Here is a 26,073-nt window from a genome sequence, read left to right on the forward strand (position 1 = left end):
GTTTTTCGCCGACTCGGGGTCACTGGGGTGGGTGAGTTGGGGTGTGAGCGTGTTTGACTTGTCTCTCTGTGGGCATGTCGACAAAACGCTGTAGTGACCTCACTGACTGCGACATACCAGGTGTACGCGGGTAGCAGGTGATGCGACGATGGGATTTATGGGGGACAGGTCAACTCTGCTGGAGACAGGGCGGTTTGTGAGGGCGGACTCCGAATCGGATGCGGAGGCCGATGGGGCGGCTCAGGCCGTTGACGTGCGGACCGCGATGACCACGCGGGCAGTACGGACCACGGCCACGGCGCCGACCACGCCGGACGTGTCGGTCGACGCGATGTTCGACGACGCGGTCTTCGGGCTGACCGACGCGGCCGGCGACGCCGCGCTGGAGGCCCGGCACCGGGTCGCCGCCGACAAGGGGGACCCGGGCGCGATGAGCGTACTCGGGGCGCTCCTGCTGCGCCGCGGCGACCTCGCGGGAGCCGAGCCGTACCTGCGCGGGGCGACCGGGGAGGGCGACCGCGCGGCCGCCAACAACCTGGGCGTACTGCTGCACCAGCGCGGCTACCCCGAGGAGGCCGCCGGCTGGTGGCGCGTGGCCGCCGTGGCCGGATCCGCTCCCGCCGCGCACGCCCTGGGCCGCTACTACCGCGAGCGGGGCGACGAGCCCGCCGCCGAGTACTGGATGCGCCAGGCGGCGGAATCCGGCCATGCCCTGGGGGCCTACGGCCTCGCCGACCTGTTGGAGCACCGCGGGGACAAGGGCGTGGAGCGCTGGTTCCGGGCCGCCGCCGAGCAGGGGCACCGCGAGGCCGCGTACCGGCTGGCCCGGCACCTGAGGAAGGGTGACCCGGCCGAGGCCGAGCAGTGGTACCGGCAGGCCGCCGCGCGCGGGCACCGCCGCGCCGGGCTGCACCTGGGCGCGCTCCTGGAGGCGCGCGGGGAGCTGAAGGAGGCCGGCCGCTGGTACCTGACCTCCGCCAAGCAGGGCGAGCCGCGGGCTGCGTGCGCGCTCGGCTTCCTGCTGCGCGACGCCGGCGACGAGGAGAACGCGGCCACCTGGTGGCTGCGGGCCGCGCAGGACGGGGACGGCAACGCCGCGAACGCGCTGGGCGCACTGCACGCCGCGCGCGGCGAGACCCAGACGGCCGAGAAGTGGTACCGGGCCGCGATGGACGCGGGCGACCAGAACGGGGCGTACAACCTCGCGCTGCTCTGCGCCGCCCAGGAGCGGACCGGCCCGGCCGAGCAGTGGTACCGGCGCGCCGCGTACGCGGGACACCGCGAGGCGGCCAACGCGCTGGCCATCCTGCTGCTGCAGGGCGGCGACGCGGAGGGCGCGGAGCCGTGGTTCTCGAAGGCGGCGGAGGCGGGGAGCGTGGACGCCGCCTTCAACCTCGGCATCCTCTTCGCCAGCCGCGACGAGGACCGGACGGCCCTGAAGTGGTACGAGCGGGCCGCCTCGGCGGGACACACCGACGCGGCGCTCCAGGTCGGCATCGCGCTGGTCCGCGACGGCGAGGAGCGGGCGGCGGAACGCCACCTGCGGTGCGCGGCCGGCGGAGGCAGCGCGGAGGCAGCCTTCCGGCTGGCCGCGCTGCTGGAGTCGCTGGCCCCGCCGCCGGAGCCGGTGGCGCTGGGCGAGCCGCTGGGCGGGGCCGCGCGCACCGAGAGCGAGGAGTGGTACGAGCGTGCCGCCGAGCTGGGGCACCGGCGTGCCCAGGTCCGGGTCGGCATGCTGGCCGCCGCGCGGGGCGAGCTGGCGGCCGCCGCGCGGTGGTACCGGGAGGCGGCGGAGGCCGGCTCCCGCAACGGCGCCTTCAACCTGGGGCTGCTGCTGGCGCGCGAGGGCAACGAGCCCGAGGCGGCCCTGTGGTGGACCCGGGCGGCGGTGGCCGGCCACGGGCGGGCGGCGCTGCGCCTGGGCCTGCTCGCGGCCCGGCAGGGAGACCTCACGGAGGGGCAGAAGTGGTGCGTCCGGGCCATGGAGCTGGGCCCGGCCGAGGTCTCGGAGCGGGCCGGCCGACTGCGCGAGGCCCTGGCCGAGGAGCTGTCGGCGTAGGTGTCCGGGCAGGCGTCCGGGTAGGGCCCGCCAACTGATTTGCATCTGCCGTCCCCGTTCACGTAGAGTCAGGTTTACCGACGCGGGGTGGAGCAGCTCGGTAGCTCGCTGGGCTCATAACCCAGAGGTCGCAGGTTCAAATCCTGTCCCCGCTACTGAAGGCTCGAAGGCCCGGATCCCCTGGATCCGGGCCTTCAGTCGTTTTCGCGTACAAAGACAGCAAAGGGGGCCGGGGCTCATCGAGCCCCGGCCCCCTTCAGTCGCTACGCCCCCGTCAGGCTCCCGCGCAGTTCGGGCACACCCCGCGGTACGTGACCTCGACCGCCGACACCACGAAGCCGAAGCGCTCGGTGTCCGGCAGGTCGGCCAGCGGGTTGCCCGCCGGGTGCACGTCGCGGATCGCCCCGCACTGCGCGCACACCAGGTGCTGGTGGGGGCGGTGGGCGTTCGGGTCGTACCGCTTGGCGCGCCGGTCCGTGGAGACTTCCAGGACCTCGCCCAGGGTGACGAGTTCGCCCAGCGTGTTGTAGACGGTCGCCCGGGAGATCTCCGGCAGCCTGTCCACGGCGCGCGCGTGCACCTCGTCGGCCGTCAGGTGAACGTGGTCACCGTCGAGCACCTCGGCCACGACGCGCCGCTGTGCGGTCATGCGCCATCCGCGTCCGCGAAGTCGTTCCAGCAGGTCACTCATGCACGCCAGCCTAACAGTGAGGGGATTCGGTGTAACTCCCGAATCTGTTTCGACTTGGATGTCGGCTTGACTTAGACAAAGTCCATCGTAGGATCGGTTACGTTAGGGCGCAGGACAGGTTTGCAGCAAATTTACGCAGGAGGCGCAACGTGACGCAGGGACCGCTCACCACGGAGGCCGGAGCTCCGGTCGCTGACAACCAGAACAGCGAGACCGCCGGCATCGGCGGACCCGTTCTGGTCCAGGACCAGCTGCTGCTGGAGAAGCTCGCGCACTTCAACCGCGAGCGCATCCCGGAGCGCGTGGTGCACGCCCGTGGCGCCGGTGCGTACGGCACGTTCACGCTGACCCGTGACGTCTCGCAGTGGACCCGGGCGAAGTTCCTGTCCGAGGTCGGCAAGGAGACCGAGACCTTCCTGCGGTTCTCCACCGTCGCGGGCAACCTCGGCAGCGCCGACGCGGTCCGCGACCCCCGCGGCTGGGCCCTGAAGTTCTACACCGAAGAGGGCAACTACGACCTCGTCGGCAACAACACCCCGGTGTTCTTCATCAAGGACGCCATCAAGTTCCCCGACTTCATCCACACCCAGAAGCGCGACCCGTACACGGGCTCGCAGGAGGCGGACAACGTCTGGGACTTCTGGGGTCTGTCGCCCGAGTCCACCCACCAGGTGACCTGGCTGTTTGGTGACCGCGGCATCCCGGCGACCTACCGCCACATGAACGGCTACGGCTCGCACACGTTCCAGTGGAACAACGAGGCCGGCGAGGTCTTCTGGGTCAAGTACCACTTCAAGACCGACCAGGGCATCAAGAACCTCACCCAGGCCGAGGCCAACCAGCTCGCCGGCGAGGACCCCGACTCGCACCAGCGCGACCTGCGCGAGTCCATCGAGCGCGGCGAGTTCCCGTCCTGGACCGTGCAGGTCCAGATCATGCCGGCGGCCGAGGCGGCCGAGTACCGCTTCAACCCGTTCGACCTCACCAAGGTGTGGCCGCACGAGGACTACCCGCCGATCGAGATCGGCAAGCTGGAGCTCAACCGCAACCCGGAGAACGTCTTCGCCGAGGTCGAGCAGTCGATCTTCTCCCCGGCGCACTTCGTCCCCGGCATCGGTCCGTCCCCGGACAAGATGCTCCAGGGCCGTCTCTTCGGCTACGGCGACGCCCACCGCTACCGCGTCGGCATCAACGCCGACCACCTGCCGGTGAACCGTCCGCACGCCACCGAGGCGCGCACCAACTCCCGCGACGGCTACCTGTACGACGGCCGCCACGCGGGCGCCAAGAACTACGAGCCGAACAGCTTCGGCGGCCCGCACCAGACGGACCGTCCGCTGTGGGTCTCCTCCGCCGTCACCGGTGGCACGGGCAACCACGCCGCGCCCTCGCACTCCGAGGACAACGACTTCGTCCAGGCGGGCAACCTCTACCGCCTGTACTCGGAGGACGAGAAGACCCGTCTGGTCGAGAACCTCTCCGGCTTCATCGCCAAGGTCTCCCGCGACGACATCGTCGAGCGTGCGATCAACAACTTCCGCCAGGCGGACGGTGACTTCGGCAAGCGTCTGGAGGCCGCGGTCCAGGCCCTCCGCGCCTGATGGACGCCTAGCCGTAGCAGGCCGACGGGCCGGTGCTCCCCGAGAGGGGGCGCCGGCCCGTCGGCCGTTCCTACGCGGGAACGGAGGCGGGCACGGAGGTGCGCCGCGCCGGTGCCCAGCAGCGGATGACATCGCGTACGGACACGATGCCCACCGGGCCGCCGTGCTCCAGGACGATCAGATGACGGAATCCGCCGTGGGCCATCGCCTCGGCGGCTTCCTGCACGGTGGCGTCCGGGGTGCAGAAGACCACGTTGTTGGTGGTGTGCGCGCCCACGGACTCCCGGTCCGGATCGTGGCCCGCGCCGATCGAGTTGAGGATGTCGCGCTCGGTCAGGATGCCGATGCCGCTGTTGTCGGGATCGAGGACGACGGCGGCGCCGACGCGCCGGCCGGACATCAGGCAGGCTGCCTGTCGCAGGGTGTGAGTGGGTCCGAGGGTGAGGATCACGGTGCTCATGGCGTCGCGGACGAGCATGAAGAGAGCCACCTCCTGGTGAGTCCCCCCGCTTGGGTGGGGTGCGCGCGAAGGACCGCACTTAGAGAAGTCCTTCACAAGCGCACAAGCGGAGGAGTCTCAGATTCCCACGCCCGCGGAAAGCCAGCAAGGAGGCGCGTAAGGGGCGCTTTCGGCACGTACGGGCGCAGGCCACCGTTTACCGCGGCCCGCGCCCCGTCCGCGTGCGTCAGCCGCGCGGGCGCAGCAGCTCCAGCATCTGCGCGTGCAGCAGCCCGTTGGAGGCCGCCGCGTTGCCGCCGTGCACGCCGTCCGCCCCGTCCAGAGCGGTGAAGCGGCCGCCGGCCTCCTCCACCACTACGGCCAGGGCCGCCATGTCCCACAGGTTCAGCTCGGGCTCGGCGCACAGGTCGAGCGAGCCCTCGGCGACCATCATGTACGGCCAGAAATCGCCGTAGCCCCGCGTACGCCAGCACGCGCGGGTCAGGTCCAGGAAGCCGGGCAGCCGCCCCTGCTCCTCCCAGCCGCTCAGCGAGGAGTAGGCGAAGGAGGCGTCGCCGAGGGTGGCGACCTTGGACACGCCGAGCGCGGTGGTCTCGCCGAGCGCGCCGCCCGCGAAGGCGCCCGCGCCGCGCGCCGCCCACCAGCGGCGGCCCAGCGCGGGCGCGGACACCACGCCGACGACCGGGCGGAAGGCGCCGTCGGCCTGCTCCTCCGTGAGGGAGATCAGCGTCGCCCAGACCGGAACGCCGCGCACGTAGTTCTTCGTACCGTCGATCGGGTCCACGACCCAGCGGCGCGGGCCGTCGCCCTTGAGGCCGTACTCCTCGCCCAGGATGGCGTCGGCGGGCCGCGCGGCGGAGATCCCGGCCCGGATGATCTCCTCGGTGGCGGTGTCGGCCTCGCTCACCGGGGTCATGTCGGGCTTGGTCTCGACCTTCAGGTCGAGGGCGCGGAACCGCTCCATCGTGGCGGCGTCCGCCGCGTCGGCGAGTTCGAGGGCAAGGCGCAGGTCATCGTCATACTCGGGCATGCCCGAACCCTACCGAGGCGGCCGCGGCGAAGCGGAAGGCGTCCACGGTGCGGCACGGGCACCCTTGACAGGATCTGTCGGTCCGTCAACTCTGGCGGAGACGTCGACCGGAGGCGTCGAAGGGGAGGCGACGGTGCCGACGGCGCGGGAGTCCTTGCTCGAAGCGGCGGGAGCGGCGCTCGCGGAGCGCCCGTGGCCGGCCGTGCGGATGATCGACGTGGCCGCCGCGGCCGGAGTCTCGCGGCAGACCCTCTACAACGAGTTCGCGGGCAAGACGGGTCTGGGCCACGCCCTGGTCCGGCGCGACGCGGCCTGGTACCTCGACGGGGTGGACCGGGCCCTGACCTCCGTGGGAGCCCCGGCCGAGCGGCTGGCGGCGGTGGCGGAGTGGACCGTGCGCGCGGGCCGGGAGCGCCCCCTCGCGCGGGCCCTGCTGACCGGGTGCTGGAACGGCAACTTACCCGTCCCGGCCGGCCGCGGGGTCCGGCCGGGGCTGCCCGCGCTGGGGCCCGCCGAGCTGATCCGCGGGGTCCGCGAGCGGGCCGACGCCGTGTTCGGGGCGCAGGAGGGGGCGCAGCGGTGCGAGCTCGCCGTGCGGCTCGCGCTGTCCTACCTGATCGCCCCGGCCGAGCCGCCGGGGCCGGGCCGCGCCGGGCTGATCCGGCTGCTCAGTGGGACGAGCCCGAGAGCTGGAGCCCGATGACGCCGAGGATCACCAGCGAGATCGAGACGAGCTTGAGGGTGGAGACCAGGTCCCCGAGGAAGACCATCCCGTAGATCGCGGTACCGGCCGCCCCGATGCCGGTCCACACCGCGTAGGCCGGGCCCACGTCCAGCTTCTTCAGGGCCAGCGTCAGCAGACCGAAGCTGCCGAGCGCGAAGCACGCGAAGGCGATGGTCGGCCACAGCCGGGTGAAGCCGTGCGACAGCTTGAGGCAGACCGCGAACCCCGTTTCCAGGATCCCGGCGACCACGACCAGCAGCCACGCCATGGCGTACGCCTCCCCGCGTCATGTGACGCGCTCACGGGGCGGGCCCGAGCGTCACTTGGTGCGATTATGCATTTACCAGACATCGGGTACGGCAAACCCCGCCGGTCGACCGGCCGTCGATCTCCCGGGGGATCAGTCGCCCTCGCGGCGCTCCCGCGTCTGGAGCAGCCGGCGCAGCGAGTACAGCCGCGCCGGGTCCGCGTGGCCGTCCTCCACCCACTTGTCGAGCGCGCAGTCCGGCTCGTCGTGGCTGCACGCGCGTGGGCACCCCTCGGTCCCCGGCACCAGCTCCGGGAAGGCCAGGACGACCCGGGACGGGTCCACGTGGTGCAGGCCGAAGGACCGTACGCCCGGGGTGTCGACGACCCAGCCGTCCCCGCCCGGCAGCGGCAGCGCGAGCGCCGAGGTGGTGGTGTGCCGGCCCCGGCCGGTCACCGAGTTGACCACGCCGGTCGCGCGCTGGCGGCCCTCGGCGACCAGGGAGTTCACCAGGGTGGTCTTGCCGACGCCCGAGTGGCCGACGAAGGCGGTGATCCGGCCGTTCAGGTGCTCGCGCACCCGGTCGGCCGCGTCGCCCGTCGCCAGCTCCTCGCGGTTGGTGACCACGTAGTTCAGGCCGAAGGTCGAGTAGATCTCCAGGATCTTGTCCGCGGAGGTCAGGTCGGACTTCGTGAGCACCAGCAGCGGCTGGAGCCCGGCGTCGTACGCGGCCACCAGGCAGCGGTCGATCATGCGGGGGCGCGGCTCCGGATCGGCCAGCGCCGTCACGATGGCCAGCTGGTCGGCATTGGCGACGACCACGCGCTCGTACGGATCGTCGTCGTCGGCCGTGCGCCGCAGGACGGACTTGCGCGCCTCGATCCGCACGATGCGGGCGAGGGTGTCCTTCTTGCCGGACAGGTCACCGACGATCCAGACCCGGTCCCCGACCACCGCCGCCTTGCGGCCCAGCTCGCGGGCCTTCATCGCGTGCACCGGACGGTCATCGACCAGACAGGTGAGCCGGCCGCGGTCCACGGTCAGGACGAAGCCCTCGGCCGCGTCCTCGTGCTTGGGGCGGATGGTCGTCCGCGGCCGGTTGCCCTTGGGGTTGGGCCGCTGGCGGATGTCGTCCTCGTCGGTGTGCTTCCCGTACCTGCGCATGACGGGCCCTACGCTCCCACGCCTGCCGGCGCCGCTTCGGCCCGCGCGAGCATGTCCGCCCACATCTTCGGGAAGTCCGGCAGGGTCTTCGCGGTCGTCGCCACGTTCTCGATGAGCACGCCCTCCACCGCCAGGCCGATCACCGCGCCGGCCGTGGCCATCCGGTGGTCGTCGTACGTGTGGAACGTGCCGCCGTGCAGCTTGCGCGGCCGGATCCGCAGACCGTCCGCGGTCTCCGTGACATCGCCGCCCAGCCCGTTGATCTCCTTGGTGAGCGCCGCCAGCCGGTCCGTCTCGTGCATCCGCAGGTGCTGCACCCCGCGCAGCACGGACTCCGAGTCGGCCAGCGCCGCGACCGCGGCGATGCCCGGGGTGAGCTCGCCGACCTCGCCCAGGTCCACGTCGATGCCGTGGATCTTGCCGGTGCCGGTGAAGACCAGGCCCGCGTCGGTCAGCTCGCAGGAGCCGCCCATCTCCGTGAAGATCCGGCGCAGCGCGTCACCGGGCTGCGTGGTGCGGCGCGGCCAGTCCGGGATGGTGACCGTGCCGCCGGTGATCAGGGCCGCCGCCATGAAGGGCTGTGCGTTGGACAGGTCCGGCTCCACGACCAGGTCGCGGCCGAGCAGGGCGCCGGGAGCGACCCGCCAGACGTTCTTCTCGCCGCCGGACTCGGGGGTGTCGACCTGCGCGCCCGCCGCGCGCAGCATCTCCACCGTCATCCGGATGTGCGGCATGGACGGCAGGTTGGTGCCCACGTGCCGGACCTCGACGCCCTGGTTGAAGCGCGGGGCGGCGAGCAGCAGCGCGGAGACGAACTGCGAGGAGTTGGTGGCGTCGATCTCGACGGCCCCGCCCTCCAGGGCCCCGCCGCCCTGGACGGTCAGCGGGAGCGCCCCGCGGCCGTCGTCGTCGATGCGGGCGCCGAGCGTGCGCAGCGCCGTGATGACCTGGCCGAGGGGGCGCTCGTAGGAGCGCGGGTCGCCGTCGAAGCGGATGTCGCCGGAGGCGAGGGTGGCGACGGGCGGCAGGAAGCGCATGACCGTGCCCGCGTTGCCGACGTCGACCGTGGCCGGGCCGTGCAGCGCGGCCGGGATGACCCGCCAGGCCTCGCCGGCCTGGCCCTCGCCGGCGGAGCTGGACGAGACCGTCTCCTCGATGCCGACGCCCATGGCGCGCAGCGCGTCGGCCATCAGCTGGGAGTCGCGCGAACGCAGCGGGCGGCGCACCCAGCCCGGCTCGGAGGCGAGCGCGGCGAGCACGAGGGCGCGGTTGGTGACCGATTTGGACCCGGGCACGGTGACGGTGGCCTGGACGGCGGTGTCGGCGAGCGGAGCGGGCCAGAGGGCGTGGAGCGCGGGGGTCTCGGTCATGGCCACCACTTTAGTGGCTTCCCATGGCCGCAGATCTTGATCACCGGGGGAGTCTCGGCGGGCGGACACCCGCGGGGCCGGGCCGGTCCGCGGTCGGCCGGGGGGCGCCCAGGGGGTACTCACGCGGTGAGCGGCGGCGGGCCGGGGGCAGCTCGGGGCAGGTCAGAGGGCGAGCAGCCAGCGGCCGCCGCCGATGAGCGAGGACAGCGCCACCACGTGGAAGAGCAGCAGCCACACCACAGGGTGCACATGGGTGAGCCGTCCGAGCTGGTCCGCGTCGGAGTCGGGCGCCCCGCCGCCCCGGCGCTTGGCCCCCAGCTCGAAGACCGGCCGGACGCCGCCGAGGAGCAGGAACCACACCACGGCGTACGCGAAGACCGCCTGCACGTCCGCCGGGGCCAGCCAGGAGACCAGGACGAAGGTGGTGCCGGTGGCCAGCACCGTCAGCAGCCCGTACGCGTTGCGGATCATCACCAGCACCGCCAGCAGCAGGGCGGTCGCCGCCCACAGCACCAGGGTGATCCGGTGCGCCGAGAGCAGGGCCGCCCCGCCGAGGCCGAGCAGGGAGGGCGCCGTGTACCCGGCGGCGGCGGTGAGCACCATGCCGAGGCCGGTGGGCTTGCCGCGGCTGACGGTGACCCCGCTGGTGTCCGAGTGCAGGCGGATCCCGTCCAGGCTGCGGCCCGTCAGCAGGGCCAGCAGCCCGTGCCCGCCCTCGTGCGCGATGGTGATCGCGTTGCGCGACAGCCGCCACACCGGCCGGGGACCCACGGCGGCGAGCGCCACCAGCCCCGTCGCGATCACCAGCCACTGGTCGGGCGCCGCCTGTATGCCGGTGAGCCGGTCCCACAGGCCGGCCGCGGTGCTGGTGTTCATGAGGTGGCGGACTCCTTGTGGTGGCGATCGGGTGACATGGCAGTGTGGCAGCCATGTGCGGAAGGTATGCAGCGAGCCGTGGGCCGGAGGAGCTGGCCGAGGTCTTCGGGGTGGAGCGGTGGGAGCCCGAGGAGGTGCTCGCACCCGACTGGAACGTGGCTCCGACGAAAGAGGTCCACGTCGTCCTCGACCGTCCACTGAAAGACGCTCCGAGCCCGCGTCCGGTTCGCCAGCTGAGGGTCCTGAAATGGGGGCTCGTCCCGTCCTGGGCGCAGAACCCCGACGGCGCCGCCCGGATGATCAACGCCCGGTCCGAGACCATCGCCGAGAAGCCGTCCTTCCGCCGCCCCTTCGCGCAGCGCCGCTGCATCATCCCGGCGGACGGCTACTACGAGTGGGTCACCGCCCACGACGAGCGGCAGCTCGAGGTCGAGGGCAAGAAGAAGCGGACCCGCAAGCAGCCCTACTTCGTCCTCCCCAGCGACGGCTCCGTCTTCGCCATGGCCGGGATATACGAGTTCTGGCGCGACCGGACCCTGCCCGACGACCATCCGCGCGCCTGGTGGGCGACCTGCTCGGTGATCACCGCAGAGGCCGAGACCGGCCCGCTCGGCGTCGCCCCCGCCGAGGGTCCGCGCTCGCTCGCCGACATCCACCCCCGGATGCCGCTGATGCTCACCCCGGACCGGTGGGACGCCTGGCTGGACCCGGCGCGGACCGACCCCGACGAGCTCCAGGCCCTGCTGGCCCCGCCGCCCGGCGGGCTGATGCGCGCCTATCCGGTGTCCACGGCCGCGAGCAACGTACGCAACAACGGGCCCGAGCTGCTCGAGGAGCTGGAGGGGCCCGAGGAGGGCACGCTCTTCTGACGGACCCGGCGCCCGCCTCGTGGCTCCCCGGCGCTCCGACGGCCCGGCGCAGCCCTCCACGGCAGCCTCCGACCGGCATCATCGGGGCATGAGCAGCACCACGCGCGCCGAGCGCACCGAGAGCGTCGACACCCCGGCGGGCGAGGCCCGCATCACCTGGCACCCGGCCCCGGCGGGCAGGGCCCGCCTGGTGCTCGCCCTGGGCCACGGAGCCGGCGGCGGCATCGAGGCCCGGGACCTCCAGGCCCTGGCAGCCGCCCTGCCCGCCCTGGGGATCACCGTGGCGCTGGCCGAGCAGCCCTGGCGGGTCGCCGGGAAGAAGGTGGCCGCCGCGCCCAAGGTGCTGGACGCGGGCTGGACCGCCCTGTGGCCCGCCTTCGCGGAGCCGGGCCTGCCCGTCGTCGCGGGCGGCCGCAGCGCCGGGGCCCGGGTGGCCTGCCGGACCGCCGCGGAACTGGGCGCGGCCGGGGTGCTCGCGCTGGCCTTCCCGCTGCACCCGCCGGGCCGGCCGGAGAAGTCCCGGGCCGAGGAGCTGCTGGGCGCCGGGCGGCCGGCGCTGGTGGTGCAGGGCGGCCGCGACGCCTTCGGGAGGCCGGAGGAGTTCCCGGCGCGGGGAGCGCGCGGAGCCTCGTACGAGCTGGTGGAAGTGGAGGGCGGGGACCACGGCTTCGCCGTGCCGAAGCGGACCGGTCCCACCCAGGAGGAGGCCCTCGCGGTGATCACCGGGGCGGTGGCCGGGTGGCTCGCCAGGCTGCCGGCGTGACGCCGGTGTGACTTTGGTCCCGAAACCCGCGCCCCGCCGGGGAATGTGACGCAGCGGCCCTCTGTTGTCCCGGATGTCGGTACGTAAGGGAAGACGTCGGAGGAGAGGCAACGCATGACCCAGGTCATCAGCCAGAACCGTCCGCAGGCCGCTGACCTGGACTGGACAGTGCTGCCCGCGCCCAAGCGCGGCACGGTTCGAGCGGCGGGCGACCGGGATGGTCGACTATTCTCCGATTCGAGCGGGTCCGCTTTCGGGGTCGCCACGCAGTCGGAGGAGGTGGGTCCTGTCGCCGGGACCGACGAAGGCCACGCGGAGGAGACGACCCCGGAGCGCAATGCGCGCTTCGAGAGGGACGCCCTCGGCTACCTCGACCAGATGTACTCGGCCGCCCTGCGCATGACGCGCAATCCGGCCGACGCCGAGGACCTGGTCCAGGAGACGTACGCGAAGGCGTACGCGTCCTTCCACCAGTTCCGCGAGGGCACCAACCTGAAGGCGTGGCTGTACCGCATTCTGACCAACACCTTCATCAACTCGTACCGCAAGAAGCAGCGCGAACCCCAGCGCAGTGCGGCCGAGGAGATCGAGGACTGGCAGCTCGCGCGCGCCGAGTCGCACATGTCGACGGGCCTGCGTTCCGCCGAGTCGCAGGCTCTCGATCACCTGCCCGATTCCGACGTGAAGGAAGCGCTCCAGGCCATTCCGGAGGAGTTCCGCATCGCGGTCTATCTTGCCGACGTAGAGGGCTTTGCGTACAAGGAGATCGCGGACATCATGGGTACACCCATCGGTACGGTCATGTCGCGACTGCACCGTGGCCGCCGTCAACTCCGTGGAATGCTTGAGGACTACGCCCGTGAGCGCGGGCTCGTCCCGGCCGGCGCGGGAGAGTCGAACGACCTGAAAGGCTCGGGCTCATGAGCTGCGGAGATGCGCACGAGACGGAGTGCTCCGAGGTCCTGGACCATCTTTATGAGTTCCTGGACCAGGAGATGCCCGACAGTGACTGCACGAAGTTCGAGGCGCACTTCGGCGAGTGCAATCCCTGTCTGGAGAAGTACGGCCTGGAACAGGCCGTGAAGAAGCTGGTCAAGCGCTGTTGCGGATCGGATGACGTGCCGACCGACCTGCGCTCGAAGGTGATGGGACGGATCGAGCTCATCCGTTCGGGGCAGGCGGTGCCGGACCATGACATTACGGCCGCTCCGCCCGAGCCGGCCGTCGCCGAGCCGATGCCGGGATCCGCGTCGGGCTGAAGAGCCGAAAGCCGGCCGGGCTCGCCGATGAAGTAGTCCCCGATTGAACAATCTTGAACAGCCGCCCCCGGATGGGTACTTCCTTCACCCGAAGGTGGTAATCCGGGGGCGTCCGCATGGCGCAATGCGAAAATGTGGCCCACCTCGCTCCCGGCCCCACTTATTCTCCCCATTCGGGTACTGGTTTGATTCGTACCTGACTTGCACGGCCCAGGGGGAGGAGAGCGCCATGCGGGTACTTCCGCCGATGGCGCGTGCCTACGTCCTGTGCGCCGTCATCGCCGCCTGCGCGTGCGCCGCTCCCGCCGTCATCGGTTCCGCCACCCCGTGGCCCTCCGTCGGCCTGCTCTGCGTGCTCTACCTCGGCTGCGAACTCGTCAAGGTCTGCCCGCTCATGGGCCGCCGGGTGCCCGAGGGCCTCGGCTCCTTCTTCCCGGTGGTGCTGGCCGCCGTGTTCCTCCTGCCGCCGGCCGCCGCCGCCCTCGTCGCGCTGCCCGGCGGACTCGCCGGGACCGTCACGGCACGGCCCGCCTGGGTGCGGCGCGTCTGGCACGGGGCGCAGCAGTCCATAGCCGCCTGGACCGCCGGGCAGCTCTACGGACTGCTGGGCGGGCCCGAGGCGCTGGGCACCGGCTCCTTCGGCGGGACCGGGCCGCCGGGCCCGGACGGATCCGCGGACCCGGCCGCCTGGGTCGCCGACTTCCCGTACGTGATGTTCCCCGCCGCCGCCGCGGCCGTCGCCTTCTGCCTGGTGCTGACCGCCCTCGACGGCAGCATCCTGGCCGCCGCCGAACGCCGGCCCGCCGCCACCGCCTGGCGGGGCCTCGCGACCCGGTCCCTCGCCCCGCACTGCGTGCACGGCCTCGCCGGACTGATGATGGCCGTCATGTGGCGCAGCCCGTACGGACTGCCGGCCGCGCTGCTCGTCATGCTGCCGATGTACATCTCCTGCTGGGTCTTCGCCCAGTACCACCGCGAGCGCGCCGCCCACCAGGCCACCATCCGGGCGCTGGTCCAGGCCGTCGACATCAAGGACCGCTACACCCGCGGCCACAGCGAGCGGGTCGGACAGGCCTCGGCGATGATCGCCCGCGAGCTCGGCATGGGCGAGGAACGCCTCGAAGTCGTCCGCATCGCCGGGATCCTGCACGACGTGGGCAAGCTCGGCGTCCCGACCCGACTGCTGCGCAAGGACGGACCGCTGACCCCCGAAGAGCGCAGGATCATCGAACTCCACCCCGAGTACGGACACGAGATGGTGCGCGGCATCGGCTTCCTGGGCGAGGCACGGGCGGCGATCCTGCACCACCACGAGCGGGTGGACGGCTCCGGCTACCCCTACGGGCTGACCGGGGAACAGATCCCGGTGCTGGCCCGGGTCGTGGCGGTCGCCGACGCCTTCGACGCGATGACCTCGACCCGGTCCTACAGCCGGGCCCGGCCGGTGCCGGTGGCCCTGGCCGAGCTGGAACGGTGCGCGGGGGCCCAGTTCGACCCGGAGATGGTGACGGCGCTGGTCGACGCGATCGGCCGCCAGGGCTGGCATCCGAAGGTGACCTCGGACGACGACCTCCAGGTGATCCCGGCCCTTGCTCCCGCTGCAGGGGTGGACGGGGACCGGGCCGTGCCCAGCGGCGCCCCGGGCGGGGTGCCGGACGGCACCGGTTCCGTGCTGGCCGGGCTGCCCGCCCAGGCCGCCCCCGCCGGGGCTTCGCCCCAGGCCTGCCACTGCGTGCCGGAACCCCCGGTGGAGAGCGTGCCCGCGGGCCGGCCCGGAACGGGGCGGCACGACGGGCCGGGGACGCCGGGCTCCCCGTCCGCCTCCGCGGCGGCGGCAGCGGACCCGGCGGGAACGCCCCGGTCCCCGTCCGCCCCTGCAGCGGGAGCAACGGCGTGAGGGGCTGGGCCGTCGCCGTCGTGCGCGGGGCCGCCGGCGCGCTGACCGTGGCCGCGCTCGGGCACACCGTGTGGAACGGCCTGACCGAGCCGGGCATCGCCCTCGCCTTCGGCACCCTGATCACCATCGGCGAGCTCGCCCGCCGGGACAGCGGCGACGCCGCCCGCCAGCAGCCCGCGCCGCTCGGATCCGCCGGGGCGCTCGCGTACGCCCTGCTCGGGCAGAACGCCGGAGTCTCCACCCACCACGGGGTCCTGCAGATCGTCGCCGTGGTCGTCGCGGCCGCGCTCCTCGGGATCGTCCCGCACATCGCCCGGGGCCGCGGACCCGCCCTCGACCACCTGGCCCGCCGCGTCCTCACCGTCACCTTCGCCGCCGTCTGCTTCCAGCCGCTCTACAACTCCGGGCGGCTGGAGCAATGGGTCGGCCAGGGCCCGTACCTCGTGCTCTTCCTCGTCTGCATCCTCGGGCTCACGGCCCTGTGCGACGCCGTCCTCGGCGCCGCCCTCTCCGGGGCCCGCACCGGCTGGCCGTTCGCCCCGCTGCTGCGCGACGAGCTGCGCGCCCAGCTGGGCATCGGCTCCGCGATCTGCGCCACGGGCGTGGTCATGGCCCTCGGCGTCGCCGTCGCCGGGCTGTGGGCGGTGCCCGTCTTCAGCGTGCCGCTGCTCCTGACCCAGATGTCCTTCCACCGGATCACCGCCATCCGCACCACCTACCGCCAGACCATCACCTCCCTCGCCCGCGCCACCGAGATCGCCGGCTACACCCGGCCCGGCCACTCCCGCCGGGTCGCCGCCCTCAGCTGCGCCGTGGGGCGGGAGCTGGGCCTCTCGGAGCGGGAGCTCAGGGTGCTGGAGTACGCCGCCCTCATGCACGACATCGGGCAGCTCTCCCTCGTCGACCCGGTGCCGGCCGGGGCCACCGCCGAGCTGCCCGAGGCCGAGGCCCGCCGGATCGCCGGGCTCGGCGGGGAGGTGGCCCGCCAGACGGGCGTCCCCGCCGAGGTCGCGGTGGTGGTGGAGCTGCAGGCGGCCCCGTACCGCGACCAGCCCGTCGCCGCCCGGATCGTGCGCGCGGTCAACGCGTACGACGACCTCGTCGGCGGTGCCCGTCACCCGGGCGGCTCATTGGAGGCCCTGGAGCGGCTGCGCCTGGGGACCGGGCACGATTACCAGCCGGAAGTCGTGGAGTGTCTCGCCAGGGTGCTCGCCCGGGGCGGACGTGCCAGAGTCGTACCCGTCCCGCCTGGGTAACCCATGGGTAATGAGCGGCCGTCCGAGTGGGCATGGTTGGATGCCAGTGAGAGTGTTTCCAGCAGGAACGTTCGCAGCAGGAGTGTCCCGAGCAAGAGTGTCCGGCAGGCGGGAATCGTGAGGATCTTCGGGAAGGTACGGCATCGGCCCTCCGCTTCTTGGCGGCAGGCCACCGACCGCGCGTTCACCCTGATCGGCGACGGTCGGTACGAGGACGCGGGTGCGCTCCTGACCAGAGCGGCGGACCTGGAACCCTGGCTGTCCGAGTCCTGGTTCAACCTGGCGCTGCTCCACAAGTTCCGCCACGACTGGGAGCAGGCGCGGGCCGCCGGGCTGCGCGCCGTGGCCCTGCTCGACCGGGAGACCGGCGCCCCGGACTGGTGGAACGTGGGCATCGCCGCGACGGCGCTGCAGGACTGGCCGCTGGCCCGCCGCGCATGGCAGGCGTACGGGCTGAAGGTGCCCGGAGACCCGCACGGCGCGGGCGGCGGCCCGCACGCCACCGGCGAACCGGTCGGCATGGAGCTCGGGAGCGCGGCCGTACGGCTGTCGCCGGAGGGCGAGGCCGAGGTGGTCTGGGGCCGCCGGCTGGACCCGGCCCGCATGGAGGTCCTGTCGATCCCGCTGCCCTCCTCGGGGCGGCGCTGGGGCGAGGTCGTCCTGCACGACGGGGTCCCGCACGGCGAGCGCGTCACCGCGGCCGGGCCCTCGTACCCCGTGTTCGACGAGATCGAGCTGTGGGCGCCCTCCCCGGTGCCGACCTGGGTGGTGCTCCTGGAAGCGGCCACCGAAGCCGACCGCAACGCCCTGGAGCAGCTGGCCTCCGACGCCGGCTTCGCCGCCGAGGACTGGTCCTCCTCGGTGCGGCTGCTGTGCCGGACCTGCTCGGAGAGCGCGATGCCGAGCGGCGAGGGCGACGGCGAGCAGCTGGACCCGCACGACCACAGCGAACCGGGCCACCCCGGCCCGCTGGGGCACCGTACGACCGGCTCCGGATCACTGTGGGTGCCCGAGCGGGAGTGCGGGATCGCGGCGCCCGCCGGCCTGGTGCGCGGGCTGCTCGACGGCTGGGTCGCGGACAGTCCGGACTCCCGGGAGTGGCGGGATCTCGAAGAAGTCTGCTGAGCCGGGGCCGTAGTCTGTACCGGCACAACGGTGACTGGCGGAATTACGGAAGGCGTACGGCGGACATGGCGCAGCAGGAGAACGACGTTGTCGAGGTCGGTGTGGTCGGCCCGGTCGGCGGGGCGAACGACGGGTACGTCGTGGACACCGAGGACTGTGAGGCGCGCGAGCTCGCCCACCGCGAGCGCGGCACCGCCCGCCCCATCACGGTGGTCGGCAACCCGGTCCTGCACCGGGAGTGCAAGGACGTCACCGAGTTCGGCGACGAGCTGGCGCAGCTGATCGACGACATGTTCGCCAGCCAGAAGGCCGCCGAGGGCGTGGGCCTCGCCGCGAACCAGATCGGCGTCGACGCCAAGGTCTTCGTCTACGACTGCCCGGACGACGACGGCAACCGCCACACCGGCGTGGTGATCAACCCGAAGCTCGTCGAGCTGCCGGCCGGCGCCCGGATCCTGGACGACTCGAACGAGGGCTGCCTGTCGGTCCCGACCGCCTACGCCTCGCTGGCCCGCCCGGACTACGCCGAGGTGACCGGCCAGGACGCGCAGGGCAACCCGATCAAGGTGCGGGGCACCGGCTACTTCGCGCGCTGCCTCCAGCACGAGACCGACCACCTGTACGGCTACCTGTACATCGACCGGCTCTCGAAGCGGGACCGCAAGGACGCGCTGCGGCAGATGGAAGAGGGCACCGCGCGCTACGAGACCGTTCCGAACGCGTAACCCGGCTCCCGTACGCGAAAGGCGCCCCGCTCCGGACCGGAGCGGGGCGCCTTTCGCTTGGGTGGCGGGGCACTAGTCCGCGTGGGCCGCCGGTCGCCCGTCAGGCCGCGGCCGGGCCCCGGAAGGTGCGCCGGAAGGCGTTCGGGGTGGTGTTCAGCGTCCGCAGGAAGTGGTGGCGCAGGGCCGCCGCGGTGCCGAACCCGCAGCGTCCCGCGATCGCGTCCACCGTCTCGTCGGTGGCCTCCAGCAGCTCCTGCGCCAGCAGGACCCGCTGGCGCAGCACCCACTGGTACGGGGTGGTCCCCGTCTCCTGGAGGAAGCGGCGGGCGAAGGTCCGCGCGGACATGTGGGCCCGCTCCGCGAGCTGCTCGACCGTGATCTCCTCCTCCAGGTGGCGGGCCATCCAGCCGATCACCTCGCCGACCGTGTCGCAGGAGGTGCGCGGCAGCGGACGCTGGATGTACTGGGCCTGCCCGCCGTCGCGGTGCGGCGGTACGACCATCCGCCGGGCGATCGTGTTGGCCACCTCGGAGCCCTGCTCCTGTCGCACGAGGTGCAGGCAGGCGTCGATCCCGGAGGCGGTGCCCGCCGAGGTGATCACCGAGCCCTCGTCCACGTAGAGCACGTCCGGGTCGACCCGGGCCCGCGGGAAGCGGCGCGCCAGGGCCGGGGCGTGCATCCAGTGCGTGGTGCAGCGCCGGTCGTCCAGCAGCCCGGCCGCGCCCAGCATGAAGGCCCCGCTGCACACGCTCAGCACCCGTGCGCCGCGGTCCACGGCCCGCCGCAGGGACTCCAGGAGGGGCTCCGGGTACACGCGGGTGGGGGCCTCGCGGTCGGCGGGCAGGCAGATCAGGTCCGCCTCCTCCAGCCGCTCGGGTCCGTGGGGGAGCGTGAGGCGGTAGTGGCCGTCGCCCACGGTGATGGGGTTCTCCTCCATCGCGCAGACGGCGAAATCGTAGGTCGGCAGGCCCATGGCGCTGCGGTCGACCCCGAAGACCTCGCAGAAGATGCCCATCTCGAAGGGGGTGACCCCGTTCACCACGGCCACGGCCACGTTGCGGAGGGGGGAAGGCTTCAGCATGCCTCCAGTGTGCCAGCAAGTGTGGCAGTAATTCGCTCTTCCATGACAGTCCTGCCACTGTCGGGTTTCGGCCGCCCTGGCGAGAGTGGAGTCATGAACACATTCCTCGACTACCTCGCCGTCCTCGCCGTCGCCGCCCTCCTCCTGGCCCCCGCCCTCTACGGAGCCACGCGCGACCGCCGCATCGACCAACAGATCCGCGCGGCCGCCGAGCGCAGGGCTGGCCGGGCCGCGGTCATCCGAGCTCCGGACCCCGCGTCAGGGTCACGCTCCAGCCGGGGTGCCGGGCCGTCGGCCTCGTCTTTGTGCGGATCAGCGTCCGCGTCGATGGGGCTGGCACGGCTGACGCAGGCGTGCATAGGACCCAGGTCAGCAGCGCGGTGATGACGGCCGGGATCCCGCCCACACTCAGGCGGCGGTGCACGGCAGCACCGTCGCCCCGAGGGCCTGGGCCCGCTCGGAGTCACCGTTCGCTCACTTACCGTGCTGGTTTCCAGATGGTCTGCGACGGGGGTGACATTGGTGCGAGCCGCTCAGACGTGCAGGTTCCGGGGAAGGAACAAGGCTCCGAAGTGGAGGAAGCCTGACGGCGGGATCGTGTCGGTGATGGTGCTGCCGCTGGCGGTCACCGACCCCGCCGACCTGGATCGGCTGGAGAAGCTGTTCGGGGCGATGTGGTCGGTCAAGCGGGCCGTCCAGCGGGATGCCCGCGCCAAGGTCGATGCCTACTGGGCCGCCAAGCACGAGCGCGACGAGCGCGGGGCGAAGGTGGTCCGGCAGCGCCTCGGCCTGTCCCGTGAGGCACTGGAGCGCTGCGCATACAAGCACCTCGAAGCGTCCGGCCACCTCAAGCACCATGCCTCGAAGGCCCTGGCCATGCACATGGCTGATGAGGTGTGGAACGGCGTGCAGCGGCACCTCTTCCCGGACGCCACCGGCAAGCGGCACGGCCGTCCGAAGACGGGCCGGTGGTACGACTTCACCCGTATCCCCGGCCGGGCCCGCTCCCACACCTCCGAACGCAAGTGGGAGACCTTCCGCCTGGTCGGCTCGCTCCACGGCCACACCATGGCCCACGCCGGCGGGGGCCGGCACACGCTTCAGCAGCCGCGACGGATGCCAGTACCGGCCACGACGCCCGGCGTCATGCCCACCGGCAAGACCACGCCCTCGGGGAAGCCGGGTATGCGGAAGGCGACCTGGTGGGATCACACGGGCCCGCTCGCCGTGGTGTTCGCGGGCGGCCCCGACTCCGGCCGGGGTGACCTCGTACTGCCCGTGCGAATCCCGCAGCAGCCCGGCCAGTGGGCACGGGTCGAACACTTCCTCGCCAGCCCCGGCCGCTGGCACAAGGTCGATCTTGTGCGCCGCCGGAAGGCGTCCGCACCGGGCGGCTGGGTGTACGAGGCGCACCTGATGCTCCTCGGCTCCGGCTGCACAGCACCTGCAGTACGAGTCATGCGCGAGCAGGCCGCCGCGCTGGATCGGACCGGCGGGGTGGACGGCAACGTCTCCAACCTCTCCGTCGTCTCCCTGCCCGCAAGCTTCGATCCCGGCAAGGACGCCCCGGCCTCCACCGAGATCACTCTCAGTCCGGAGGAGCGGGCGCTTCTGGAGCGGGAAGCGGAGAAGCGGCGCGGTCGTGCGCGGGCGCTGGAGCGTTCCCGCCGGGCGGCGAACACCGGGCAGTACGGCCTGTCGAAGAAGCAGGCCCGACGTGCGGAGCAGCGCGAGGCCAAGGGCCTGGAGCCCAAGGCTGTCACCGTGCCCGGCGGTGGCCGCGCCGCACGCTCGGATGGTGTGCCCAAGCAGGCGTTCCGCCAAGACCGGATCTCAGGCGGTTACCGGAAGCTGCGCGCCCACCAGGCCGAAGCCGCTGCCTCCGCCGCCGAACACCGCAGCCACCGCGCCCGCGCCGTTGCTCGCGAGATCATCGCCGTCCACGGCCCCACACTAGTGGTGGAGGACTGCGACATCCGCACCTGGTACCGGCTGTGGGGCAAACGTCTGTCCCAGACCACACCCGGCCTGCTCGTAGCAGCCCTTGAGCGCGAATGCCAGGCGGCGGGCGGCCGTCTCGTACGGGCCTCCACATGGTCCACCGCGCTGTCTCAGCACTGTCTGTGCGGGGAGCGGGTCAACAAGTCGCTGCGGGACCGGGAACACAAGTGCATCGCGTGCGGCCTGGTCGGCAAGCGCGACATGGTGTCCGCTGCCCTGGCCTCCTTCGTCCGCTTCGCCGATGTGGACGACCCCAAGACCGCGTACCTGGACATCACCGCGTCCCGACACGCGCAGATCATCTTCTCCGAAGGGCTGGAAGAAGCCCTGCGGGAGTCAACCACACCGTGCCAGAACACCCCTCGGGGTGCTGGTCGCGTGGCAGTTCCACGTCAACGTGGAACCTCTGCTCCCCGAACCGCCGGACGGCGGTCCCGAGCAACCCCGGATGAGCCACGCCCCGTGCGTGACCACGCCGGAAAGCCCGGACACCGCCCCGGCTGCAACTCGCAGCTCACCCTCTGGTGCCTTACGGATCAAGTCTTAGAAGTCCTCGTCCAGGTCGACCGTGCCCTCGACCGCGACCTGGTAGGCCGACGGGCGGCGCTCGAAGAAGTTCGTCAGCTCCTGGACGCCCTGGAGCTCCATGAAGGAGAACGGGTTCTGCGAGCCGTAGACCGGCGGGAAGCCGAGGCGGACCAGGCGCTGGTCCGCGACGCACTCCAGGTACTCGCGCATCGACTCGGTGTTCATGCCCGGCAGGCCGTCGCCGCACAGGTCGTGGCCGAACTGCAGCTCGGCCTCGACGGCCTCCCTGAGCATGTCGGTGACCTGCTGCTGGAGCGCGTCGTCGAAGAGCTCCGGCTCCTCCTTGCGGACGGTGTCGATCACCTCGAAGGCGAAGCTCATGTGGGCGCTCTCGTCCCGGAACACCCAGTTGGTGCCCGTAGCCAGGCCGTGCAGCAGGCCGCGCGAGCGGAACCAGTACACGTACGCGAACGCCCCGTAGAAGAACAGGCCCTCGATGCACGCGGCGAAGCAGATCAGGTTCAGCAGGAAGCGGCGGCGGTCGGCGGCCGTTTCCAGGCGGTCGATCTTCTCGACCCCCTCTCCATCGAGTGCAGCCATCCAGCGGAAGCAGAACTGCGCCTTCTCGCGGATCGACGGGATCTCCTCGACCGCGTCGAAGGCGGCCGCGCGGTCGTCCGGATCGGGCAGGTAGGTGTCGAGCAGCGTCAGATAGAACTGGACGTGCACGGCCTCCTCGAAGAGCTGGCGCGACAGGTACAGGCGCGCCTCCGGGGAGTTGATGTGCTTGTACAGGGTGAGGACCAGGTTGTTCGAGACGATCGAGTCGCCCGTCGCGAAGAACGCGACCAGGCGGCCGATCATGTGCTGCTCGGAAGGCGTCAGCTTCGCGAGGTCCGCGACGTCCGAGTGGAGGTCGACCTCCTCGACGGTCCAGGTGTTCTTGATCGCGTCCCGGTAGCGCTCGTAGAAGTCCGGGTAGCGCATGGGGCGGAGCGTGAGCTCGAAGCCCGGGTCCAGGAGGTTTTTGGTGGGGTTGGAGCTCATTACTGGCAGGCCTCGCAGGACTCGGGGTTTTCAAGGGAGCAGGCCAGCGCGTCGGCGTCGACGGCCTGCGGGAGCGGGGTGGCGGCCGCCGGGACCGTGCTGCCGGAGGCGGCGCGGGCGATCTTCGTCGCGGGGCGGGACCGCAGGTAGTACGTGGTCTTCAGGCCCTGCTTCCAGGCGTACGCGTACATCGAGCTGAGCTTGCCGATGGTGGGCGTCTCCAGGAACAGGTTCAGCGACTGCGACTGGTCCAGGAAGGGGGTGCGCGCGGCGGCCATGTCGATGAGGCCGCGCTGCGGGATCTCCCACGCCGTGCGGTACAGGTCGCGCACCTCCGCCGGGATCCAGCCGAAGCCCTGGACCGAGCCGGAGGACTCGCGCAGCGCCTCGCGGGTCTGGGCGTCCCAGACGCCGAGCCGCTTGAGCTCCTGCACCAGGTAGCCGTTGACCTGGAGGAACTCCCCGCTCAGGGTCTCGCGCTTGAAGAGGTTGGAGACCTGCGGCTCGATGCACTCGTACACGCCCGCGATGGAGGCGATGGTCGCCGTCGGGGCGATCGCGAGGAGCAGGGAGTTGCGCATGCCGGTCTTCGCGACCCGGGCGCGCAGCGCGTCCCAGCGCTCGGGCCAGTTCAGCTCGACCTCGTAGTGGTCGGGGTGCAGGACGCCGCGGGCCGTGCGGGTCTGCTCCCACGCGGGGAGCGGGCCGCTGCGCTCGGCCAGGTCGCACGAGGCCTCGTACGCCGCGAGCATGATGCGCTCGGAGAGCTTCGTGGACAGGGCCTTCGCCTCGGGGGAGTCGAAGGGCAGCTTCAGCTGGAAGAAGACGTCCTGGAGGCCCATGGCGCCCAGGCCCACCGGGCGCCAGCGGGCGTTGGAGCGGCCGGCCTGCTCGGTCGGGTAGAAGTTGATGTCGACGACGCGGTCGAGGAAGGTGACCGCGGTGCGGACGGTCTCGTCCAGGCGCTCCCAGTCGATCTCCCCGTCCACGACGAACGCGCCGAGGTTGACCGAGCCCAGGTTGCAGACGGCCGTCTCGCCGTCGTTGGTGACCTCGATGATCTCGGTGCAGAGGTTCGAGGAGTGGACGACGGTGCCCGGCTCGGCGGTCTGGTTCGCCGTGCGGTTGGAGGCGTCCTTGAAGGTCATCCAGCCCTGGCCGGTCTGCGCGAGGGTGCGCATCATCCGGCCGTACAGGTCGCGGGCGGGCATGGACTTGCGGGCCAGGCCCGACTCCTCGGCCTTGCGGTAGGCGGCGTCGAACGCGTCGCCCCACAGGTCGACCAGCTCGGGGACGTCGGCCGGGGAGAACAGCGACCAGTCGGCGTCGGCGTTCACGCGGCGCATGAACTCGTCCGGCACCCAGTGGGCCAGGTTCAGGTTGTGCGTGCGGCGCTGGTCCTCGCCGGTGTTGTCGCGGAGCTCCAGGAACTCCTCGATGTCCGCGTGCCAGGTCTCCAGGTAGACGGCGGCGGCGCCCTTGCGGCGGCCGCCCTGGTTCACGGCGGCGACGGAGGCGTCGAGGGTCTTCAGGAACGGCACGATGCCGTTGGAGTGGCCGTTCGTGCCGCGGATCAGCGAACCGCGGGCGCGGATGCGGGAGTACGAGAGGCCGATGCCGCCGGCGTGCTTGGAGAGGCGCGCGATCTGGTGGTAGCGGTCGTAGATCGAGTCGAGCTCGTCCAGCGGGGAGTCCAGCAGGTAGCAGGAGGACATCTGCGGGTGCCGGGTGCCGGAGTTGAAGAGGGTGGGGGAGGAGGGCAGGTAGTCGAGGCGGCTCATCAGCCGGTAGAGCGAGGCCACTTCCTCGACGGCCTGGACGCTCTCGTTTTCGGCGAGGCCGCAGGCCACGCGCAGCATGAAGAACTGCGGGGTCTCGATGACCTGGCGGGTGATCGGGTGCCGCAGCAGGTAGCGGCTGTGCAGGGTGCGCAGGCCGAAGAAGCCGAAGCGGTCGTCGGCGCCCTCGGCGAGCGCGTGCTCGACCAGCGCGTCGAGCCGCTTCGCGTGCAGGCGTACGAAGTCGGCGGTGCGGTCGGCGATGAGCCCCTCGCGGTGGCCCACCTCCACGGAGCCGGAGAAGGTGGTGGCGCCCTGGCCGGCGGCCTCGTCGCGCACGGCCAGCGTCAGCAGGCGGGCGGCGAGGCGGGAGTACGCCGGGTCCTCGGAGATCAGCCCGGCGGCCCCCTCGGTGGCGAGCGTACGGAGCTCCGCCTCGTCGGCGGCGGCGCTGCGGCCGCGCAGCGCGGCGGCGGCGACCTTGCCGGGGTCGGTGTCGGGCAGGTCGGCGGTCAGCTCGGTGAGCGTGCGCAGGAGCGCGGCCCCCGGACCCTCATAGGCGGACGGGTCGGACTCGGCGCGCGGTGCGGAAGGCGCGATGGTCACGGGGGGAGCTCTCCCTCGCTCGGCTCCGGGAACACCGTTGGTGCGGGGCGCGAGGGGGCGCACGTGGGGGAGCGCGTGCCTGGCAGGGCAGTGCGCGTGCGCCACGTGGCGTCCACCGGCCCAACCGCGAGGCCCGGACGTGTCTGCACCCGGTTCGGTCGAGCCGGGCGCACTGTCGACAGGTCCTCGGACTTGCGGATGCACCGAACAGGTCGGTGCATTTCATACCGTTGCGGGACAGTTCCGGATTCTCACCGGATTCCCCTGCGGCGACAGCGAGCACGAGCATACATGTGGGGGCCGGTCCTTGCGTTGGCCCCCACATGTTGTGTCGCTCCGCGAGACGGTCCGGGCGACGGTCCGCGACTACAGCTCCAGGCGGTAGGTGAGCAGGGGGAGGCCGGGAACCGGGTACCAGTCCCGATCCGGCGTCCGTACGAAGCCCAGCCGGTCGTAGATCCGGTGTGCCCCGAGCATCTTCTCCGTGGTCGACAGCACCAGGTGGCTCACGCCCTCCAGCTCCCGGGCGCGGCTCACGCAGGCCCGTACGAGGGCCTCGCCCGCGCCGCGTCCGCGCGCCGCCGGGGAGACGGCCAGCATCCGGAACTCCGCCTCGCCGGGGCCCGCGATGTCGCACAGCGGGCTGCCGGGAGGGGCGAAGGTCACACCGCCGAGCAGCGTGTGCTCGTACGCGGCGACGATCACTTCGGCGTCGGGGGCGCGGCCGGCGACATCGCGCAGCCGGCTCAGGTAGGGGTCGTCCTCGGAGAAGTCCAGGAGTCCGTCGTCGAGGTAGGCCCGTGCGGTGATCTCGCCGAGCTCTTCGTATTCGGCGGCCGTCGCCGTCCTGATGATGATGTCCATGGCTCCGAGTGTGCGCCAGGGCAAGGCGGGGGGCCGCCGCGTTCCGTCGGGT

General features: G+C 72.2%; 22 protein-coding genes, 1 tRNA gene, 1 pseudogene and 1 riboswitch. Of the genes and pseudogenes, 13 read left to right on the plus strand and 11 right to left on the minus strand.

The window, feature by feature from the left end:
- The first annotated feature begins 331 nt into the window (after positions 1 to 331).
- Both ACODT5_RS44710 and ACODT5_RS44715 read left to right on the plus strand, forming a co-directional pair.
- A complete protein-coding gene (locus ACODT5_RS44710; RefSeq protein ID WP_422525244.1) occupies positions 332 to 2,059 on the plus strand; it encodes a tetratricopeptide repeat protein in 1,728 nt (575 codons plus the stop codon).
- 81 nt (positions 2,060 to 2,140) lie between these two features.
- Positions 2,141 to 2,214: transfer RNA gene (locus tag ACODT5_RS44715), tRNA-Met, on the plus strand.
- A gap of 119 nt (positions 2,215 to 2,333) precedes the next feature.
- Here ACODT5_RS44715 and ACODT5_RS44720 read toward each other — a convergent pair.
- Positions 2,334 to 2,750: a Fur family transcriptional regulator gene (locus ACODT5_RS44720; RefSeq protein ID WP_243336077.1), complete on the minus strand. Its 417-nt coding sequence runs from the start codon at positions 2,748 to 2,750 to the stop codon at positions 2,334 to 2,336.
- Positions 2,751 to 2,899: 149 nt separating this feature from the next.
- Here ACODT5_RS44720 and ACODT5_RS44725 point away from each other — a divergent pair, with 149 nt between their 5' ends.
- On the plus strand, positions 2,900 to 4,351 hold the full coding sequence (locus ACODT5_RS44725; RefSeq protein ID WP_422524615.1) for a catalase: 1,452 nt from the start codon (positions 2,900 to 2,902) through the stop codon (positions 4,349 to 4,351).
- 70 nt (positions 4,352 to 4,421) lie between these two features.
- Here the strand turns inward: ACODT5_RS44725 and ACODT5_RS44730 are convergent, their stop codons facing one another.
- Both ACODT5_RS44730 and hisN read right to left on the minus strand, forming a co-directional pair.
- The gene (locus tag ACODT5_RS44730) at positions 4,422 to 4,829 is read right to left on the minus strand and encodes a CBS domain-containing protein (protein WP_385376927.1); all 408 of its coding nucleotides are present in this window, start codon (positions 4,827 to 4,829) and stop codon (positions 4,422 to 4,424) included.
- Positions 4,830 to 5,037: 208 nt separating this feature from the next.
- Positions 5,038 to 5,841 carry a histidinol-phosphatase gene (hisN, locus tag ACODT5_RS44735; protein WP_422524616.1) on the minus strand — a complete coding sequence of 268 codons (804 nt, stop codon included), beginning with the start codon at positions 5,839 to 5,841 and terminating at the stop codon, positions 5,038 to 5,040.
- A gap of 133 nt (positions 5,842 to 5,974) precedes the next feature.
- Between hisN and ACODT5_RS44740 the strand changes: the two genes are divergently transcribed.
- On the plus strand, positions 5,975 to 6,544 hold the full coding sequence (locus ACODT5_RS44740) for a TetR/AcrR family transcriptional regulator (RefSeq protein ID WP_422524617.1): 570 nt from the start codon (positions 5,975 to 5,977) through the stop codon (positions 6,542 to 6,544).
- On the opposite strand, the gene ACODT5_RS44745 is transcribed toward ACODT5_RS44740, so the two are convergent.
- The 4 genes from ACODT5_RS44745 to ACODT5_RS44760 form a co-directional block, all read right to left on the minus strand.
- Positions 6,510 to 6,833 carry a DMT family transporter gene (locus tag ACODT5_RS44745; protein ID WP_112447780.1) on the minus strand — a complete coding sequence of 108 codons (324 nt, stop codon included), beginning with the start codon at positions 6,831 to 6,833 and terminating at the stop codon, positions 6,510 to 6,512. The genes ACODT5_RS44740 and ACODT5_RS44745 overlap by 35 nt on opposite strands.
- Positions 6,834 to 6,965: 132 nt before the next feature.
- Positions 6,966 to 7,976, minus strand: coding sequence for a ribosome small subunit-dependent GTPase A (gene rsgA, locus ACODT5_RS44750; protein ID WP_422524618.1), 1,011 nt, complete (start codon positions 7,974 to 7,976; stop codon positions 6,966 to 6,968).
- 8 nt (positions 7,977 to 7,984) lie between these two features.
- Positions 7,985 to 9,346, minus strand: a complete 1,362-nt coding sequence (aroA, locus tag ACODT5_RS44755) for a 3-phosphoshikimate 1-carboxyvinyltransferase (RefSeq protein ID WP_422524619.1) — start codon at positions 9,344 to 9,346, stop codon at positions 7,985 to 7,987.
- Between the two features lie 162 nt (positions 9,347 to 9,508).
- The gene (locus ACODT5_RS44760) at positions 9,509 to 10,222 is read right to left on the minus strand and encodes a M50 family metallopeptidase (RefSeq protein WP_422524620.1); all 714 of its coding nucleotides are present in this window, start codon (positions 10,220 to 10,222) and stop codon (positions 9,509 to 9,511) included.
- 53 nt (positions 10,223 to 10,275) lie between these two features.
- Between ACODT5_RS44760 and ACODT5_RS44765 the strand changes: the two genes are divergently transcribed.
- The 8 genes and pseudogenes from ACODT5_RS44765 to def all read left to right on the plus strand — a co-directional run bounded on the left by ACODT5_RS44765 (position 10,276) and on the right by def (position 18,116).
- Entirely contained in the window at positions 10,276 to 11,091 is an 816-nt protein-coding gene (locus ACODT5_RS44765; protein WP_422524621.1) for an SOS response-associated peptidase, read from the plus strand.
- Between the two features lie 88 nt (positions 11,092 to 11,179).
- On the plus strand, positions 11,180 to 11,854 hold the full coding sequence (locus ACODT5_RS44770) for an alpha/beta hydrolase family protein (protein ID WP_422524622.1): 675 nt from the start codon (positions 11,180 to 11,182) through the stop codon (positions 11,852 to 11,854).
- Between the two features lie 279 nt (positions 11,855 to 12,133).
- On the plus strand, positions 12,134 to 12,778 hold the full coding sequence (locus ACODT5_RS44775; protein WP_008741505.1) for a sigma-70 family RNA polymerase sigma factor: 645 nt from the start codon (positions 12,134 to 12,136) through the stop codon (positions 12,776 to 12,778).
- Entirely contained in the window at positions 12,775 to 13,113 is a 339-nt protein-coding gene (gene rsrA, locus ACODT5_RS44780; RefSeq protein ID WP_422524623.1) for a mycothiol system anti-sigma-R factor, read from the plus strand. The genes ACODT5_RS44775 and rsrA overlap by 4 nt, the downstream gene beginning before the upstream one ends.
- Before the next feature lie 229 nt (positions 13,114 to 13,342).
- Positions 13,343 to 14,752: pseudogene (locus ACODT5_RS44785) on the plus strand (HD-GYP domain-containing protein); the annotation flags it as partial.
- A 254-nt stretch (positions 14,753 to 15,006) separates the two neighbouring features.
- On the plus strand, positions 15,007 to 16,266 hold the full coding sequence (locus tag ACODT5_RS44790; RefSeq protein WP_422524624.1) for an HD-GYP domain-containing protein: 1,260 nt from the start codon (positions 15,007 to 15,009) through the stop codon (positions 16,264 to 16,266).
- Between the two features lie 117 nt (positions 16,267 to 16,383).
- Entirely contained in the window at positions 16,384 to 17,391 is a 1,008-nt protein-coding gene (locus tag ACODT5_RS44795) for a tetratricopeptide repeat protein (RefSeq protein WP_422524625.1), read from the plus strand.
- A 65-nt stretch (positions 17,392 to 17,456) separates the two neighbouring features.
- Positions 17,457 to 18,116: a peptide deformylase gene (gene def / locus ACODT5_RS44800; protein WP_422524626.1), complete on the plus strand. Its 660-nt coding sequence runs from the start codon at positions 17,457 to 17,459 to the stop codon at positions 18,114 to 18,116.
- 100 nt (positions 18,117 to 18,216) lie between these two features.
- Here def and ACODT5_RS44805 read toward each other — a convergent pair whose 3' ends face one another.
- A complete protein-coding gene (locus ACODT5_RS44805) occupies positions 18,217 to 19,197 on the minus strand; it encodes a helix-turn-helix domain-containing protein (protein WP_422524627.1) in 981 nt (326 codons plus the stop codon).
- 93 nt (positions 19,198 to 19,290) lie between these two features.
- Between ACODT5_RS44805 and ACODT5_RS44810 the strand changes: the two genes are divergently transcribed.
- Positions 19,291 to 19,581, plus strand: a complete 291-nt coding sequence (locus ACODT5_RS44810; protein ID WP_422524628.1) for a hypothetical protein — start codon at positions 19,291 to 19,293, stop codon at positions 19,579 to 19,581.
- A gap of 2,160 nt (positions 19,582 to 21,741) precedes the next feature.
- Here ACODT5_RS44810 and ACODT5_RS44815 read toward each other — a convergent pair.
- From ACODT5_RS44815 to ACODT5_RS44825, 3 genes are all read right to left on the minus strand, one after another.
- Complete coding sequence (locus ACODT5_RS44815) at positions 21,742 to 22,773, minus strand: ribonucleotide-diphosphate reductase subunit beta (protein WP_422524629.1); 1,032 nt, start codon at positions 22,771 to 22,773, stop codon at positions 21,742 to 21,744.
- Positions 22,773 to 25,157, minus strand: a complete 2,385-nt coding sequence (locus ACODT5_RS44820) for a ribonucleoside-diphosphate reductase subunit alpha (protein ID WP_422524630.1) — start codon at positions 25,155 to 25,157, stop codon at positions 22,773 to 22,775. Before ACODT5_RS44820 ends, ACODT5_RS44815 begins: the two co-directional genes overlap by 1 nt.
- A gap of 160 nt (positions 25,158 to 25,317) precedes the next feature.
- Positions 25,318 to 25,446: riboswitch (cobalamin riboswitch) on the minus strand.
- 77 nt (positions 25,447 to 25,523) lie between these two features.
- Positions 25,524 to 26,021: a GNAT family N-acetyltransferase gene (locus ACODT5_RS44825; RefSeq protein WP_422524631.1), complete on the minus strand. Its 498-nt coding sequence runs from the start codon at positions 26,019 to 26,021 to the stop codon at positions 25,524 to 25,526.
- Positions 26,022 to 26,073 lie beyond the last annotated feature (52 nt).

Origin of the sequence: Streptomyces tatrensis (genome assembly GCF_049310065.1) — a bacterium.
Taxonomy (GTDB): domain Bacteria; phylum Actinomycetota; class Actinomycetes; order Streptomycetales; family Streptomycetaceae; genus Streptomyces.

What these genes read in the sequence shown, in the direction of transcription:
- ACODT5_RS44710 (WP_422525244.1), top strand. Translation starts at nt 332, where the DNA reads ATGTTCGACGACGCGGTCTTCGGGCTGACCGACGCGGCCGGCGACGCC.
- ACODT5_RS44720 (WP_243336077.1), bottom strand. Translation starts at nt 2,750, where the DNA reads ATGAGTGACCTGCTGGAACGACTTCGCGGACGCGGATGGCGCATGACC.
- ACODT5_RS44730 (WP_385376927.1), bottom strand. Translation starts at nt 4,829, where the DNA reads ATGCTCGTCCGCGACGCCATGAGCACCGTGATCCTCACCCTCGGACCC.
- hisN (WP_422524616.1), bottom strand. Translation starts at nt 5,841, where the DNA reads ATGCCCGAGTATGACGATGACCTGCGCCTTGCCCTCGAACTCGCCGAC.
- ACODT5_RS44745 (WP_112447780.1), bottom strand. Translation starts at nt 6,833, where the DNA reads ATGGCGTGGCTGCTGGTCGTGGTCGCCGGGATCCTGGAAACGGGGTTC.
- rsgA (WP_422524618.1), bottom strand. Translation starts at nt 7,976, where the DNA reads ATGCGCAGGTACGGGAAGCACACCGACGAGGACGACATCCGCCAGCGG.
- aroA (WP_422524619.1), bottom strand. Translation starts at nt 9,346, where the DNA reads ATGACCGAGACCCCCGCGCTCCACGCCCTCTGGCCCGCTCCGCTCGCC.
- ACODT5_RS44760 (WP_422524620.1), bottom strand. Translation starts at nt 10,222, where the DNA reads ATGAACACCAGCACCGCGGCCGGCCTGTGGGACCGGCTCACCGGCATA.
- ACODT5_RS44765 (WP_422524621.1), top strand. Translation starts at nt 10,276, where the DNA reads ATGTGCGGAAGGTATGCAGCGAGCCGTGGGCCGGAGGAGCTGGCCGAG.
- ACODT5_RS44770 (WP_422524622.1), top strand. Translation starts at nt 11,180, where the DNA reads ATGAGCAGCACCACGCGCGCCGAGCGCACCGAGAGCGTCGACACCCCG.
- rsrA (WP_422524623.1), top strand. Translation starts at nt 12,775, where the DNA reads ATGAGCTGCGGAGATGCGCACGAGACGGAGTGCTCCGAGGTCCTGGAC.
- def (WP_422524626.1), top strand. Translation starts at nt 17,457, where the DNA reads ATGGCGCAGCAGGAGAACGACGTTGTCGAGGTCGGTGTGGTCGGCCCG.
- ACODT5_RS44805 (WP_422524627.1), bottom strand. Translation starts at nt 19,197, where the DNA reads ATGCTGAAGCCTTCCCCCCTCCGCAACGTGGCCGTGGCCGTGGTGAAC.
- ACODT5_RS44810 (WP_422524628.1), top strand. Translation starts at nt 19,291, where the DNA reads ATGAACACATTCCTCGACTACCTCGCCGTCCTCGCCGTCGCCGCCCTC.
- ACODT5_RS44815 (WP_422524629.1), bottom strand. Translation starts at nt 22,773, where the DNA reads ATGAGCTCCAACCCCACCAAAAACCTCCTGGACCCGGGCTTCGAGCTC.
- ACODT5_RS44825 (WP_422524631.1), bottom strand. Translation starts at nt 26,021, where the DNA reads ATGGACATCATCATCAGGACGGCGACGGCCGCCGAATACGAAGAGCTC.